Source organism: Streptomyces sp. Act143, from assembly GCF_003143935.1.
Classification (GTDB): Bacteria; Actinomycetota; Actinomycetes; order Streptomycetales; family Streptomycetaceae; genus Streptomyces.
This window is the reverse complement of record NZ_QFRX01000001.1, coordinates 7,921,060-7,936,524: the sequence shown is the minus strand read 5'-3', so window position 1 is coordinate 7,936,524 and position 15,465 is coordinate 7,921,060. Positions and strand designations below refer to the sequence as shown.

Genomic DNA, 15,465 nt, shown 5'->3' with positions numbered 1-15,465 from the left:
AAAGGGCGACGGCGCCCGCCCATCGTCCGGTCGGGGACTGGATGGGCGAGCGCCGCCTGTGTTCCGTACGCCTTTGTACGGGACGTCTTTGATGAACCGTCAGACCATCAGCGCGCGGTCCGTCGGGCGGATCGGCGCCGGCAGGTCGCTGGTGCCGGTCAGGAACCGGTCGGTGCCGCGGGCGGCCGAGCGGCCCTCCGCGATCGCCCACACGATGAGCGACTGGCCGCGGCCCGCGTCACCGGCGACGAAGACACCGGGGACGTTGGTCTGGAAGTCGGCGTCGCGGGCGATGTTGCCGCGCTCGTCGAGCTCCAGGCCGAACTGCTCCACCAGGCCGTTCTCCCGGTCGGTGCCGGTGAAGCCCATGGCGAGGGTGACCAGCTGGGCGGGGATCTTGCGCTCCGTGCCCGGCTTCGGGGTCAGCTTGCCCTCGATGAACTCCACCTCGGTGAGGTGCAGCCACTGGACGTTGCCGTCCTCGTCGCCCTCGAAGTGGGTGGTGGAGACGGAGTAGACCCGCTCGCCGCCCTCCTCGTGCGCCGAGGTGACCTTGTAGAGCATCGGGAAGGTCGGCCAGGGCTGGGTGACGTCGTTCCGCTCGTCGTTCGGGCGGGGCATGATCTCCAGCTGCGTGACCGAGGCCGCGCCCTGGCGGTGGGCGGTGCCCACGCAGTCGGCGCCGGTGTCGCCACCGCCGATGACCACGACGTGCTTGCCCTCGGCGGTGATCGGAGCGGTGACGTAGTCACCCTCCTGCACCTTGTTCGCCAGGGGCAGGTACTCCATCGCCTGGTAGATGCCCTTGAGCTCGCGGCCCGGGACGGGCAGGTCACGGGCGGTGGTCGCACCGGCGGCGATGACGACGGCGTCGTACCGCTTCTTCAGGTCGGTCGCCTTGAGGTCGCGGCCGATCTCGATGCCGGTGCGGAAGCGGGTGCCCTCCGCGCGCATCTGCTCGATGCGGCGGTTGATGTGCCGCTTCTCCATCTTGAACTCGGGGATGCCGTACCGGAGGAGGCCACCGATGCGGTCCGCGCGCTCGTAGACGGCGACCGTGTGGCCGGCCCGGGTGAGCTGCTGGGCGGCGGCGAGGCCGGCCGGGCCGGAGCCGATGACGGCGACGGTCTTGCCGGACAGGCGCTCGGGGATCTGCGGCGCGACGTCGCCGGTGTCCCACGCCTTGTCGATGATCGAGACCTCGACGTTCTTGATGGTGACCGGCGGCTGGTTGATGCCGAGCACACACGCCGACTCGCAGGGCGCGGGGCAGAGGCGACCGGTGAACTCCGGGAAGTTGTTGGTCGCGTGCAGGCGCTCCGAGGCAGCCGCCCAGTCCTCGCGGTAGGCGTAGTCGTTCCACTCGGGGATGAGGTTCCCGAGCGGACAGCCGTTGTGACAGAACGGGATGCCGCAGTCCATGCAGCGGCTGGCCTGCTTGCTGATGATCGGCAGCAGGGAGCCGGGGACGTAGACCTCGTTCCAGTCCTTCAGCCGGACGTCGACCGGACGGGACTTGGCGACCTCACGGCCGTGGTTCAGGAAGCCCTTGGGATCAGCCATTGGTCGCCGCCTCCATCATCTTCTCGGTGATCTCGGACTCGGAGAGTCCGGCCTGCTCGGCGGCGGCCTTGGCGGCGAGCACAGCCTTGTACGTGCTGGGGATGATCTTGCTGAAGCGGTCCACCGCGGTGTCCCACTCGGCCAGGAGCTTCTCGGCGACCGTGGAGCCGGTCTCCTCCTGGTGACGGCGCACCACGTCGTGCAGCCACTGCTTGTCGGTCTCGTCCAGGGCCTCCACGGCGCCGACGTTGCCGACGTTGACGTTGTCCTTGTCGAGGTCGATGACGTACGCGACGCCACCGGACATGCCGGCCGCGAAGTTGCGGCCCGTCTCGCCGAGGACCACCGCGTGACCACCGGTCATGTACTCGCAGCCGTGGTCGCCCACGCCCTCGGAGACCACCAGGGCACCGGAGTTGCGGACGCAGAACCGCTCGCCGGTCCGGCCGCGCAGGAAGAGCTCGCCGCCGGTCGCACCGTACGCGATCGTGTTGCCCGCGATCGTGGAGTACTCGGCGAGGTGGTCGGCGCCCCGGTCGGGACGGACGATCACCCGGCCGCCGGAGAGGCCCTTGCCGACGTAGTCGTTGGCGTCGCCCTCCAGGCGCAGCGTGATGCCGCGCGGGAGGAAGGCGCCGAAGGACTGGCCCGCGGAGCCGGTGAAGGTGATGTCGATGGTGTCGTCGGGCAGGCCCGCGCCACCGAACTTCTTCGTCACCTCGTGGCCGAGCATGGTGCCGACCGTGCGGTTGATGTTGCGGATCGCGACCTGGGCGCGCACCGGCTGGGCGTCGGTCGCCGAGTCGGCGGCCAGGGCGTCGGCGGCGAGCTTGATGAGCTCGTTGTCGAGCGCCTTCTCCAGGCCGTGGTCCTGCTCGATCAGCTGGTGGCGGACCGCGCCGTCGGGCAGCGACGGGACGTGGAACAGCGGCTCCAGGTCCAGGCCCTGCGCCTTCCAGTGGTCGACCGCGCGGGTCACGTCGAGGGTCTCGGCGTGGCCGACGGCCTCCTCGATGGAGCGGAAGCCCAGCTCGGCGAGGATCTCGCGGACCTCTTCGGCGATGAACTGGAAGAAGTTCACGACGTACTCGGCCTTGCCGGAGAACCGGTCGCGGAGCACCGGGTTCTGGGTGGCGATGCCGACCGGGCAGGTGTCCAGGTGGCAGACGCGCATCATGACGCAGCCGGAGACGACCAGCGGCGCGGTCGCGAAACCGAACTCCTCGGCGCCGAGCAGCGCGGCGATGACGACGTCACGGCCGGTCTTCAGCTGGCCGTCGGTCTGCACGACGATGCGGTCGCGCAGGCCGTTGAGCAGCAGCGTCTGCTGGGTCTCGGCGAGACCCAGCTCCCAGGGACCGCCGGCGTGCTTGAGCGAGGTCAGCGGCGAGGCACCCGTGCCGCCGTCGTGACCGGAGATGAGCACGACGTCCGCGTGCGCCTTCGACACACCGGCCGCGACCGTACCGACGCCGACCTCGGAGACCAGCTTCACGTGAATCCGCGCCTGCGGGTTCGCGTTCTTCAGGTCGTGGATCAGCTGGGCCAGGTCCTCGATGGAGTAGATGTCGTGGTGCGGCGGCGGCGAGATCAGACCGACACCCGGGGTGGAGTGCCGGGTCCTGGCGACCCACGGGTAGACCTTGTGGCCGGGGAGCTGGCCGCCCTCACCGGGCTTGGCGCCCTGGGCCATCTTGATCTGGATGTCGTCCGCGTTGACCAGGTACTCGGAGGTCACACCGAAGCGGCCGGAGGCGACCTGCTTGATGGCGGACCGGCGGGCCGGGTCGTAGAGACGGTCCGGGTCCTCGCCGCCCTCACCGGTGTTGGACTTGCCGCCCAGCTGGTTCATGGCGATGGCGAGGGTCTCGTGGGCCTCGCGCGAGATGGAGCCGTAGGACATGGCGCCGGTGGAGAACCGCTTGACGATCTCGGAGACCGGCTCGACCTCGTCGATGGAGATCGACGGACGGTCCGACTTGAAGCCGAAGAGCCCGCGGAGCGTCATCAGCCGCTCGGACTGCTCGTTCACGCGGTCCGTGTACTTCTTGAAGATGTCGTAGCGGTTGGCGCGCGTCGAGTGCTGGAGGCGGAAGACCGTCTCCGGGTCGAACAGGTGCGGCTCGCCCTCGCGACGCCACTGGTACTCGCCCCCTATCTCCAGGGCGCGGTGTGCCGGAGCGATGCCGGAGGCGGGGTACGCCTTGGCGTGCCGGGCGGCGACCTCCTTGGCGATGACGTCGATGCCGACACCGCCGATCTTGGAGGCGGTGCCGTTGAAGTACTTCTCGACGAAGGACTCCTCCAGGCCGACGGCCTCGAAGACCTGGGCGCCGCGGTAGGAGGCGACGGTCGAGATGCCCATCTTCGACATGACCTTCAGAACACCCTTGCCCAGGGCGTAGATCAGGTTCCGGATGGCCTGCTCGGGCTCGATGTCCGAGAGGAAGGTGCCCGCGCGGACGAGGTCCTCGACGGACTCCATCGCCAGGTACGGGTTGACGGCCGCGGCGCCGAAGCCGATCAGCAGCGCGACGTGGTGGACCTCGCGGACGTCACCGGCCTCGACCAGCAGGCCCACGTGGGTCCGCTGCTTGGTGCGGATGAGGTGGTGGTGGACGGCCGCGGTGAGCAGCAGCGACGGGATCGGCGCGTGCTCGGCGTCGGAGTGCCGGTCCGACAGGACGATCAGCCTGGCGCCGTTGTCGATGGCGGCGTCGGCCTCGGCGCAGATCTCCTCGATGCGCGCGGCGAGGGCGTCGCCGCCGCCGGAGACCCGGTACAGACCGGACAGCGTCGCGGCCTTGAAGCCGGGCATGTCGCCGTCGGCGTTGATGTGGATGAGCTTGGCCAGCTCGTCGTTGTCGATCACCGGGAAGGGCAGGGTGACCGAGCGGCAGGAGGCGGCCGTCGGGTCGAGGAGGTTGCCCTGCGGGCCCAGCGAGGAGCGCAGCGAGGTGACGAGCTCCTCGCGGATGGCGTCCAGCGGCGGGTTGGTGACCTGCGCGAACAGCTGGGTGAAGTAGTCGAAGAGCAGGCGCGGACGCTCGCTCAGCGCGGCGATCGGCGAGTCCGTACCCATCGAACCGATGGGCTCGGCACCGGCCTTGGCCATCGGGGCGAGGATGACGCGCAGCTCCTCCTCGGTGTAACCGAAGGTCTGCTGGCGGCGGGTGACCGAGGCGTGCGTGTGCACGATGTGCTCGCGCTCGGGCAGGTCGGACAGCTCGATCTCGCCGGCCTCCAGCCACTCCGCGTACGGCTGCTCGGCGGCGAGGGCGGCCTTGATCTCGTCGTCCTCGATGATGCGGTGCTCGGCGGTGTCGACGAGGAACATCTTGCCGGGCTGGAGGCGGCCCTTGCGGACGACCTTGGCGGGGTCGATGTCGAGGACGCCGACCTCGGAGCCGAGGACGACCAGACCGTCGTCGGTGACCCAGTAGCGGCCGGGGCGCAGGCCGTTGCGGTCGAGGACCGCGCCGACCTGGGTGCCGTCGGTGAAGGTGACACAGGCCGGGCCGTCCCAGGGCTCCATCATCGTGGAGTGGAACTGGTAGAAGGCGCGCCGGGCCGGGTCCATGGAGTCGTGGTTCTCCCACGCCTCCGGGATCATCATCAGCACGGAGTGCGGCAGCGAACGGCCACCGAGGTGGAGGAGTTCGAGCACCTCGTCGAAGGACGCGGAGTCGGAGGCGTCCGGCGTGCAGACCGGGAAGACCCGCTCCAGCGCCTTGTCGTCGTTGCCGAACAGGTCGGAGACGAGCTGCGACTCGCGGGCCACCATCCAGTTGCGGTTGCCCTTGACGGTGTTGATCTCACCGTTGTGCGCGACGAAGCGGTACGGGTGCGCGAGCGGCCACGACGGGAAGGTGTTCGTGGAGAAGCGCGAGTGGACGAGCGCGACGGCCGAGGCGAAGCGGCGGTCCGACAGGTCCGGGAAGAAGGGCTCCAGCTGGCCGGTGGTCAGCATGCCCTTGTAGACGATGGTCCGCGCGGACAGCGACGGGAAGTAGACGTCGGCCTCGCGCTCGGCGCGCTTGCGCAGCACGAAGGCCTTGCGGTCCAGGTCGATGCCGGTGCTGGCACCGTCGGCGACGAAGAGCTCGCGGAAGGCGGGCATCGTCGACCGGGCGGTGGCGCCGAGCAGCTCGGGCGCGACCGGAACCTCACGCCAGCCGAGAACCGTCAGGCCCTCCTCACCGGCGATCGTCTCGATCTTCGAGACGGCGTCCTCGGTTCCGTCCTCCGGAAGGAAGGCGATACCGACGGCGTAGGCGCCCGCCTCGGGCAGCTCGAAGCCGGCCACCTCACGGAAGAAGGCGTCCGGCACCTGGGTCAGGATGCCCGCGCCGTCACCCGAGTCGGGCTCGGAGCCGGTGGCACCGCGGTGCTCCAGGTTGCGCAGAACCGTGAGCGCCTGCTCGACCAGCGCATGGCTCGCCTCGCCGGTGAGGGTGGCCACGAAACCGACGCCACAGGCGTCCTTCTCGTTGCGGGGGTCGTACATACCCTGCGCAGCAGGGCGAGCATCCATGAAGGACCACTTCTGGCCATTCGCGGAATGCTGGGACGGCTGGCGCGGCGTACGCATCGGCTCTCCCGTCGTCGTCTCAAGTGGCATATGTGCTGTGCCGAGGGACGACGTTGGCCCTCTGCGTGTGCGCAAAATTTCGTGCAGGTTACATGATGGAGCGGTTCTCGGGAACCGGATACTCCGTTCCAGCATGCGGACGCCACGCTGTGGCGACGGGGGTATCGCGCACGTGGCTTGAAGTGTGTGGGGACCGAACGGGACAGATCGATGTCCGTCGGTCCAGGCGCGGGAGGAGCGTCGCCGCCCATCCCGCGGGTGCCCGGCAGGCGTCATTGCCCACAGCGCTTACGGCTCATGCCCAGTGGTTAAGCATTCGAAACCAGTGAGTAACGGCTACTTATGCGGCCCAACGCATAAGTAGCGGTCGACCTATCCTACGGCCGTTCCGAACAAACTGCCCAGGGCGTACGTCACACCGGCCGCCGCACCACCGAGAGCGAGCTGCCGCAGTCCGCTGAACCACCAGGTCCGCGCGGTCACCCTGGCCACAACGGCACCGCACAGGAAGAGCCCCGCGAGGGCGACCAGAACCGCAGGCCAGAGCGCCGCGGCGCCCAGCAGATAAGGCAGCACGGGAAGCAGTGCACCGAGCGCGAAGGCCCCGAAGGACGAGACGGCGGCGACGAGCGGCGAGGGCAGTTCGCCCGGATCGATCCCGAGCTCCTCCCGGGCATGGATCTCCAGCGCCTGCTCGGGATCGCGCGAGAGCTGCTTGGCGACCTCACGCGCGAGGGCGGGCTCCACCCCGCGGGCCTCGTAGAGGGCGGCGAGCTCCGCCTCCTCGTCCTGCGGATGCTTCCGCAGCTCCCGCCGCTCGACGTCCAGCTCGGCCTCGACGAGCTCACGCTGCGAGGCGACGGAGGTGTACTCGCCGGCCGCCATGGAGAAGGCACCGGCGGCGAGCCCCGCGAGCCCGGTGAGCACGATGGTCTGCTGACCCACGGAACCACCGGCGACGCCGGTCATGAGGGCGAGGTTGGAGACCAGTCCGTCCATGGCCCCGAAGACGGCGGGCCGCAACCACCCTCCATTGACATCACGGTGGGTGTGGTTGTCGCGGTGCGCCTCGTGCAGCGGCGCCTCGGTCTCGATGATGGCCATCAGGTGTCCCCCAGGGAAGCTAAGCCAAAGCTAACTTTAGACAGATTCTAATTACCGACAACCCGACTGTACGACGAGAAATTCCCACCCGCCACAAAGGAAAGCCTGGGCTAACCTGCACCTTTGCGCCCGAATGCGCATACGATCGCAGGCCCGCTCAGATGTCGACCGGGTGATGCTGAGGCGAGTGATGCTCGTGTGTCCGGCCTCCGGTGGGACACATCCGCAAAGGCCCCGCGCCCTGTGCGGAGCCTCCGGAGGAGAGGCCGCCGTATGGCATCGATCGCCTGCATTCCCTCGGTCCCGGCGCCCGGGAACGCCGCCGTACTCCGCGAACGGGGACGGGGAGCCCTGCTGGGCCTGGCGGTGGGAGACGCCCTGGGCGCCCCGGCGGAGAACATGAAGCCCTCCGAGATCAGGGCCCGCTGGGGCCGCATCACGGGCTACGTCGCGGAGAAGCCCGCCGGCACGGACGACACCGAGTACGCGATCTTCTCCGGCCTCCTCCTGGCCCGCCACGGTTCGGCACTCACCCCGGCCCACGTGGAGGCGGCCTGGCACGAGTGGATCGCCGACCGCGAGGAAGGCCCCTTCAAGGGCGCGGGCTTCAGCGAACGCGGCACCCTGGAGAACCTGCGGCGAGGCCTCGCGGCCCCCATCTCCGCCCAGCACCGCCACGCCTGGAGCGACGGCCTGGCGATGCGGGCGGCCCCCTTCGGCGTCTTCGCGTCCGGCCGCCCGGCGGAGGCCGCGCGCCTGGTCGCGATCGACGGCTCGGTGAGCCACGACGGCGAGGGCATCTACGGCGGCCAGGCGGTGGCGGCGGGCGTGGCGGCGGCGATGGCGGGCGCCCCCACCGTCGCGGTGGTCGCCTCGGCCCTCGCGGTCGTCCCGGACGACTCCTGGACGGCCCGCTCACTGCGCCGCGCGGTGGCGGTGGCCCACCGGGGCGAACGAGCGGTCCGCTCCGCGGTGGTGATCGGCGGCTACCCCTGGACCGACCTGGCCCCGGAGGCCGTCGCCCTCGCCTTCGGCGCCTACGCGGCGGCGGACGGCGACTTCGTGGAGGCGGTGCTGACGGCCGTCAACATGGGCCGCGACGCGGACACCACGGCGGCGGTGGCGGGCGCCCTGGCGGGGGCGACGCGGGGCGCGTCGTCGATCCCGGCGGAATGGGCAGCGGCGATCGGCCCGGCGAGGGGCAGCTGCCTGCCGTCGATGGCGGGCCATCACATCCTGGACGTGGCGGATCTGCTGACGCCCGGCGAGCAGGTGCCGGCGCCCGACGAGCAGGTGCCGGCGCCGGGCGAGTACGTCCTGGCGGCGGACGGCGACGAGGCGGAGGCCCTCGCATGACACGCGATCAAGTGCGGGCACCCCATGACGCCACCCCCCACCTCTCGGCCCGTCCGGCGTTCGAGGACGAGGCCCCTTCAGGGCCGGCGGGGACCAAGGGAACAACCGTCGACACCCCCGCCCCCACCCCCACCCCGAACCCTCACCGCATCGAAGGCCTCCTCCTCGGCCTGGCCGCAGGCGACGCCGCCGGCTGGCCCGCCGCCCGCCACCGAGCCGCCCGCATGCCCGACTGGACCCGCCGCCTCACCCGCGAACTCGACACCTTCGCCGAACACAACGCCACCACCACCCTCCCCGTCCCCATCGCCCTCAACCAGCCCCCCGAGCCGCTCCGCCTCGGCCCCTCCGACGACGCCGAATGGGCGGCCTTCACCGCGGAGTCCCTCCTGCGCGCGGGCGACGACACCACGCTCCCCGACCTCAGCCGGGACCGCCGCACCCGAGCCGCGATCGACCTCACCTGGACCACCCTGGCCGGCGAAGTCGCCGCCGCCGCGCACCGCGCCCCGGAGATCGAGTCCGCCGTACTCCCCCTGCGCGCCCGCATCTCCGTCCGCGCCGGCCTCGGCAACCTCGCCACCGGCCTGCGCCCGCCCGCGACCGGCCACGACAACCCCCACTACTTCGACGACGCCGCCTGCGTCCGGGCCTGCGTCCTCGCGGTCGCCCACCCCGGCAACCCCGAACTCGCCGCCGATCTGGCCGAGTTCGACGCCCGCTACACCCAGGACGGCGACGGCGTGCACGGCGCCCGGGCCATGGCGGCGGCCCTCTCCCTCGCCCTCACCGGAGCCGGCGTCCACGCCTGCGTGGACGCCGCCCTCGCCGAACTCCCCCCGTCCACGGAGATCGGCCGCAACGCCCGCCACGCCCTCGGCCTGGCCCGCGCCACACCCGACGCCTTCGCCCTGGTCCCCCTCCTGGAACACCAGATCGTCGATCACGTCTACAGCTACGGCATCGCGGCCGCCGAAACGGTCCCGGTCGCCCTGGCCCTCGCGACCGCGGCGAACGGCGACATCTCGGCCGCGGTCCCCGCAGCCGCCTGCCTCTCCCGCGTCGCGGACTCCGCGCCCGCCCTGACCGGCGCCCTCACCGGCGCTTTGGGCGGCGCCGCCGCCCTCCCGCCCGCCTGGCGGGACACCTGCCGCATCCTCTCCGGCTGCGCCCTGCCCCGCCTCACCGGCACCGACCTGGTGGAACTCGCCGAACTCCTGGAAGCCGCACAACCGGCCCCGCCAGGAGGATGATTCGCCTCATGCCACACAAAACATCACAACACTCACAACACGAACCACCACAGCACACCCCCTCGCCCGACCCCCCGGACACCAGCCTCGACGACCGCATCACCGGCGCCCTCGTGGGCGCCGCGGTCGGCGACGCGCTGGGCGGCCCGGTGGAGGGCTACTCCCCCGACCAGATCCTCGAACGCCACGCCGGCCGCGTCCACGGCATCGTCGGCCCCTGGAACGGCGACGCCTGGCGCACGGCCCGCCCCCTGGCCCCGTACCACAAGGGCGACGGCCACGTCACCGACGACACCTTGATGACACACGCCCTGATCAGGGTCTACGCCGAGGTCCGCGACCACCTGGACGCCTACGCCGTCGCCGAGCACCTGGTCCCCGACCTGATGACGACACCCCGCTGGATCCCGGAACTGGAACAGGAGGCCCTCCCCGTCCACCGCATCTTCCTCGCGGAGAAATGGCTGGTCACCCGCCTCCATTACGCCCACGCGGACCCCCGCGAGGCAGGCGTCGGCAACATCGTCAACTGCGGTGCGGCGATGTACATGGCCCCGGTCGGCCTGGTCAACGCGGCGAACCCGCGGGCCGCCTACGCCGAGGCCCTGGACATCGCGGGCGCCCACCAGTCGTCGTACGGCCGCGAGGCGGCGGGCGTCTTCGCCGCGGCGGTGGCGGCGGCCTGCGAGCCGGGCGCGACCCCGGAGACCGTCGTCGCCCACTGCCTCGCCCTGGCGAAGGACGGCACCAGGACGGCGATCGAGAAGGTCTGCGAGGCGGCGACCCGCCACACCGCCTTCGAGTCGGCCCTGGCCCCCCTCCGCGAGGCGGTGTCCCCCTACGACACGGTCGGCCCCGACTACCGCGCCCCCTCCCTCGGCGCCCGGCGCCCGTCCCGGCTGCACGCGATCGAGGAACTCCCCGTCGCCCTGGGCATGGTGATCGTGGCCGACGGCGACTACCGCAACGCCGTCCTGGGCGCGGTGAACTACGGCCGCGACTGCGACTCCATCGCGACGATGGCCGGCGCGATCGCGGGCGCCCTCGGCTCCCCGGTCCCGGAGACCTGGTCCAAGCAGGTCGCGGAGGCCAGCCGGCTGGACCTCTGGGAACCGGCGCGGACCCTCACCCGGGTGACCCGCGAGATCTACGACCGCGACATCCACCGCCGCCGCGCCCACGAGGCCGCGTTCACGGCGATCGGAGGCCTCAGATGCTCCGACTGACCTGGGTCCAGCCGGAAGACCTCCTGGGCCACGAACTCCGCCAGGCGGCCCTGGACGGCCGGGAGGCCGGGGTCATCGCGGCGAGATGGCAGGCGGCGGGCGGCCAGGATGCCCCCCTGAGAGCGGGCGCCTCCCCGCAACCGGCCTCCCGCTACCTGCGCCTCCTGGCGAAGGACCTGCTGGACGAACTGGCGGACCTGCCCAGCAGCCGGGCGGACCAGGAACCGACCGACCTGGCAGGGATCAGGGCACTGTGCCCGAACTGGCCAGGCGGAACACACCCCGCCGCCACCCCCGCTCCCGCCGCCTACGAAGCGGCCTGGCTGGGCCGGGCAGTCGGCTGTCTCCTGGGCAAGCCCGTGGAGAAACTCCCCCTCGAAGCCATCCGCCGTCTGGCCGGGGCCACCGGCAACTGGCCCCTCGACACCTACTTCACCGCACAGGGCGTCCCCCCGGACCTCCTCACCGCACACCCGTGGAACCGCCGCTCCGCCCCCACCTCCCTCGCCGAGAACATCGACGGCATGCCGGAGGACGACGACCTCAACTACCCCCTGCTCAACCTCCTGCTGCTCCGACGCCACGGCAAAGCCTTCACCACCTTCGACGTGGCCACCCTCTGGCTGGAAGAACTCCCCGCAGGCCGCACCTTCACCGCCGAACGCGTCGCCTGCCGCAACCTCCTCCTCGGCCTGGAACCCCCGCACACCGCCCGCCACCGCAACCCCTTCCGCGAGTGGATCGGCGCTCTGATCCGCGCCGACGTGCACGGCTGGACCAACCCGGGCGACCCGGCGTCCGCAGCGGAACAGGCCCACCGGGACGCCACCCTCACCCACACCGCGAACGGCGTCTACGCGGCGATGTTCACGGCGGCGACGATCGCCGCCGCGACGACCGGCACCCACGACGTCCACGCTTGCCTGCACACCGGCCTGACGGTCGTACCCTCCGGCTCCCGCCTGGCCACCGCCGTCCGTCACGCGATCCGACTGGCCCGAACCACACCGGACTTCGACACGGTCGTGGACGAACTCCACGCCATCCACGCCCCCGCCCACCACTGGGTCCACGCCATCCCCAACACCGCCCTGATCGCCGCCGCCCTCACCCACGCGAACGGCGACTTCACCGGCTCCATCTGCAAAGCGGTGAGCGGCGGTTGGGACACCGACTCCAACGGCGCGACGGCCGGCAGCATCGCCGCCCTCCTCGCCGGCACCCCCGCCGCGCTCCCCGACCGCTGGACGGCCCCCCTGAAGAACCGGCTCGCCACCTCGGTCGGCGACTTCGACGGCACCGGCTTCGACACCCTGGCCCACCTCACCCACACCCTCACCCTCACCCACGCCCTCCCCCTCGACCGCACCCCCGTGGAGGCACCCCGCCCATGACGCACATCGCCGTGCTCGGCAGCACGAACATGGACCTCGTCGCGTACGTCGAGAAGGCCCCGCAGCGCGGAGAGACGGTCACCGGCCGCGAGTTCCGCACGATCCCCGGCGGCAAGGGCGCCAACCAGGCGATCGCCGCGGCCCGCGCCGGCGCCACCGTCTCGATGATCGGCGCGGTCGGCAACGACGCCTACGGCCACCAGCTCCGCTCCACCCTCGAACACTCCGGCGTCGACACCGACCACCTGCGCACCGTCGAGGGCCCGTCCGGCACCGCGCACATCGTCGTCGACGACGAGGGCGGCAACGCGATCGTCGTGATCCCCGCCGCGAACGGCACCGTCGACCATCTCGCCCCCGGCGACGAGGGCCTGATCGCCTCCGCCGACGCCCTGCTGCTCCAGCTGGAGATCCCGCTGAAGGCCGTCCTGGCCGGCGCCGAGGCAGCCCGCGCCCACGGCGTCCGGACGATCCTCACCCCGGCCCCCGCGCAGCCCCTGCCGCCCGAACTCCTGGCCGCCACCGACCTGTTGCTGCCCAACGAGTACGAGGCGACCACCCTCACCGGCCTGTCCGACCCGATCGCGGCGGCCCACGCCCTCCTCGACCGGGTACCGGCGGTCGTCGTCACGCTCGGCGCGGCGGGCAGCCTCTATCTGTCCCGTGACGCCGCCGAACCGCTCGCCGTGCCCGCCCCGGCGGTCACCGCCGTGGACTCCACCGGCGCGGGCGACACCTTCGCGGGCACCCTCGCGGTCGCGCTCAGCGAGGAGCGGCCCATCCGCGAGGCGCTGCACTGGGCGGCAGCGGCGGCCGCGCTCTCGGTGCAGCGGGCGGGGGCGTCGGCGTCGATGCCCTACCGCTCCGAGATCGAGAAGCAGTACCACGCATGACCGGCACCCCGCTCTCCGGCCTGCGCGTCCTCGACCTCGCCACCCTCTTCGCCGGCCCCCTCGCCGCCACCTTGCTCGGCGACTTCGGCGCGGAGGTCGTCAAGGTCGAGCACCCCGCGAAACCCGACCCCTCCCGCGGCCACGGCCCGTCCAAGGACGGCATCGGGCTGTGGTGGAAGGTCCTGGGCCGCAACAAGCGCACGATCACCCTGGACCTCTCCAGACCGGGCGGCCGGGCCACCCTCCTCCGGCTGGCCGCCGGCGCCGACGTGATCATCGAGAACTTCCGCCCCGGCACCCTGGAGAAATGGGACCTGGGCTGGGACGAGCTGTCCGCGGCCAACCCCCGTCTGATCCTGACCCGGGTCACCGCCTTCGGCCAGTTCGGCCCGCACGCCCACCGCCCCGGCTTCGGCACCCTCGCCGAGGCGATGAGCGGTTTCGCCGCGATCACCGGCGAGCCGGACGCGCCCCCGACGCTGCCGCCCTTCGGCCTCGCCGACTCCATCGCCGGGCTGGCGACCGCGTACGCCGTCATGACGGCCCTGGCGGCCCGCGACCGCACCGGCGAGGGCCAGGTCGTCGACATGGCGATCATCGAGCCGATCCTCACCGTCCTCGGCCCCCAGCCCACCTGGTACGACCAGCTCGGCTACGTCCAGCAGCGCACCGGCAACCGGTCCGCCAACAACGCCCCCCGCAACACCTACCGCACCGCGGACGGCAGTTGGGTGGCCGTCTCCACCTCCGCGCAGTCGATCGCGGAGCGCGTGCTGCGGCTGGTGGGCCGCCCGGACCTCATCGAGGAGCCCTGGTTCGCGACCGGCGCCGACCGGGCCCGGCACTCCGATGTCCTGGACGAGGCGGTCGGCGCCTGGATCGCCGAGCGCACCAGCACAGAGGTGCTGGCCGCCTTCGAGAAGGCGGAGGCGGCGGTGGCTCCGGTCCAGGACGTCCGGGACGTGATGACGGACCCGCAGTACGCGGCCCTGGACACCATCACCACCCTCCCCGACCCCGAACTCGGCCCGCTCCGCATGCAGAACGTCCTCTTCCGCCTCTCCGCCACCCCCGGCGCGATCCGCTGGGCGGGCCGCCCGCACGGCGCGGACACGGCGGCGGTTCTGACCGAACTAGGCCTGACCGAAGCCGAGTTGGCAGCCCTGCGCGAGGAGGGCGCGGTATGACCACCCCCCTGACGTGGCTGTACGCCCCCGGCGACCGTCCGCACGTCGTGGCGAAGGCGCTGGCGGCCGGCGCCGATGTCGTCGTGGTCGACCTGGAGGACGCGGTCGCCCCGCACCGCAAGGAGTACGCCCGTGACGCCACCGCCGAGCTCCTCACCGAACGGCAGCCCGTCCCGGTGCACGTCCGCGTCAACGCTCTGGACGGCCCGCTGGCGGCAGCGGACCTGAAGGCGGTGGCGGCCCTGCCGGGCCTGTCCGGCCTCCGCCTGCCCAAGGTGACGAGGCCCCAGCAGATCACCACCATCGCCGAACGCACCGCCCCCGCCGACGGCGGCGCACCCGCCCTCTTCGCCCTCCTGGAGTCGGCCCTCGGCATCGAGCACGCCCACACGATCGCCACGGCCCACCCGTCCCTGCGCGGCATCGCCCTCGGCGAGGCCGACCTCCGGGCGGACCTGGGCGTACGGGAGGACGCGGGCCTCGACTGGTGCCGCTCCCGCGTGATCGTGGCGGCGCGCGCCGCGAATCTCCCGCCCCCGCCTCAGTCGGTCCACCCCGACATCCGCGACCTGGAGGGCCTGGCCGCCTCCTGCGCCCACGGCCGCGCCCTGGGCCTGCTGGGCCGGGCGGCCATCCACCCCCGCCAGCTCCCGGTCATCGAACGCGCCTACCTCCCGACCCCGGAGGAGATCGAGAAGGCGGAGCGCATCGTGAAGGCGGCGGCGACGGAACAGGGCGCTCAGGCGCTGCCGGACGGCAGCTTCATCGACGCGGCGGTGGTGGCGACGGCACAGCGCACCTTGTCCCTCGCCCGCCGGACCTGACGGCCTGCTTCTCTCGCACGGCGACGGCGAGCACCCTCGCGGCCCGGTCCGGCGGTGCCGGGCTCACCGCGACC

Annotated in this window: 10 protein-coding genes; 7 read left to right on the top strand and 3 right to left on the bottom strand. The window is 72.0% G+C overall.

Features of this window, described 5'->3' with window-relative positions:
• Positions 1 to 99: 99 nt before the first annotated feature.
• From DI272_RS36220 to DI272_RS36210, 3 genes are all read right to left on the bottom strand, one after another.
• Positions 100 to 1,563, bottom strand: a complete 1,464-nt coding sequence (locus tag DI272_RS36220) for a glutamate synthase subunit beta (RefSeq protein ID WP_109499405.1) — start codon at positions 1,561 to 1,563, stop codon at positions 100 to 102.
• Positions 1,556 to 6,154 carry a glutamate synthase large subunit gene (gltB, locus tag DI272_RS36215; protein WP_109499404.1) on the bottom strand — a complete coding sequence of 1,533 codons (4,599 nt, stop codon included), beginning with the start codon at positions 6,152 to 6,154 and terminating at the stop codon, positions 1,556 to 1,558. Before gltB ends, DI272_RS36220 begins: the two co-directional genes overlap by 8 nt.
• Positions 6,155 to 6,526: 372 nt before the next feature.
• Positions 6,527 to 7,258: a VIT1/CCC1 transporter family protein gene (locus tag DI272_RS36210; RefSeq protein WP_109499403.1), complete on the bottom strand. Its 732-nt coding sequence runs from the start codon at positions 7,256 to 7,258 to the stop codon at positions 6,527 to 6,529.
• 273 nt (positions 7,259 to 7,531) lie between these two features.
• On the opposite strand from DI272_RS36210, the gene DI272_RS36205 reads away from it, so the two are divergent.
• From DI272_RS36205 to DI272_RS36175, 7 genes are all read left to right on the top strand, one after another.
• A complete protein-coding gene (locus DI272_RS36205; RefSeq protein WP_109499402.1) occupies positions 7,532 to 8,614 on the top strand; it encodes an ADP-ribosylglycohydrolase family protein in 1,083 nt (360 codons plus the stop codon).
• Complete coding sequence (locus DI272_RS36200) at positions 8,611 to 9,867, top strand: ADP-ribosylglycohydrolase family protein (RefSeq protein ID WP_109499401.1); 1,257 nt, start codon at positions 8,611 to 8,613, stop codon at positions 9,865 to 9,867. The genes DI272_RS36205 and DI272_RS36200 overlap by 4 nt, the downstream gene beginning before the upstream one ends.
• A 113-nt stretch (positions 9,868 to 9,980) precedes the next feature.
• A complete protein-coding gene (locus DI272_RS36195) occupies positions 9,981 to 11,093 on the top strand; it encodes an ADP-ribosylglycohydrolase family protein (protein ID WP_309221702.1) in 1,113 nt (370 codons plus the stop codon).
• Entirely contained in the window at positions 11,081 to 12,487 is a 1,407-nt protein-coding gene (locus DI272_RS36190) for an ADP-ribosylglycohydrolase family protein (protein ID WP_109499399.1), read from the top strand. The genes DI272_RS36195 and DI272_RS36190 overlap by 13 nt, the downstream gene beginning before the upstream one ends.
• On the top strand, positions 12,484 to 13,380 hold the full coding sequence (gene rbsK / locus DI272_RS36185; protein ID WP_109499398.1) for a ribokinase: 897 nt from the start codon (positions 12,484 to 12,486) through the stop codon (positions 13,378 to 13,380). Before DI272_RS36190 ends, rbsK begins: the two co-directional genes overlap by 4 nt.
• On the top strand, positions 13,377 to 14,567 hold the full coding sequence (locus DI272_RS36180) for a CaiB/BaiF CoA-transferase family protein (protein ID WP_109499397.1): 1,191 nt from the start codon (positions 13,377 to 13,379) through the stop codon (positions 14,565 to 14,567). The genes rbsK and DI272_RS36180 overlap by 4 nt, the downstream gene beginning before the upstream one ends.
• Positions 14,564 to 15,391, top strand: coding sequence for a CoA ester lyase (locus tag DI272_RS36175; protein WP_109499396.1), 828 nt, complete (start codon positions 14,564 to 14,566; stop codon positions 15,389 to 15,391). The genes DI272_RS36180 and DI272_RS36175 overlap by 4 nt, the downstream gene beginning before the upstream one ends.
• Positions 15,392 to 15,465 lie beyond the last annotated feature (74 nt).

Excerpts from the sequence above, each read along its gene's own strand:
- DI272_RS36220 (WP_109499405.1), bottom strand. The coding sequence starts at position 1,563 with ATGGCTGATCCCAAGGGCTTCCTGAACCACGGCCGTGAGGTCGCCAAG.
- gltB (WP_109499404.1), bottom strand. The coding sequence starts at position 6,154 with ATGCGTACGCCGCGCCAGCCGTCCCAGCATTCCGCGAATGGCCAGAAG.
- DI272_RS36210 (WP_109499403.1), bottom strand. The coding sequence starts at position 7,258 with ATGGCCATCATCGAGACCGAGGCGCCGCTGCACGAGGCGCACCGCGAC.
- DI272_RS36205 (WP_109499402.1), top strand. The coding sequence starts at position 7,532 with ATGGCATCGATCGCCTGCATTCCCTCGGTCCCGGCGCCCGGGAACGCC.
- DI272_RS36200 (WP_109499401.1), top strand. The coding sequence starts at position 8,611 with ATGACACGCGATCAAGTGCGGGCACCCCATGACGCCACCCCCCACCTC.
- DI272_RS36190 (WP_109499399.1), top strand. The coding sequence starts at position 11,081 with ATGCTCCGACTGACCTGGGTCCAGCCGGAAGACCTCCTGGGCCACGAA.
- rbsK (WP_109499398.1), top strand. The coding sequence starts at position 12,484 with ATGACGCACATCGCCGTGCTCGGCAGCACGAACATGGACCTCGTCGCG.
- DI272_RS36180 (WP_109499397.1), top strand. The coding sequence starts at position 13,377 with ATGACCGGCACCCCGCTCTCCGGCCTGCGCGTCCTCGACCTCGCCACC.
- DI272_RS36175 (WP_109499396.1), top strand. The coding sequence starts at position 14,564 with ATGACCACCCCCCTGACGTGGCTGTACGCCCCCGGCGACCGTCCGCAC.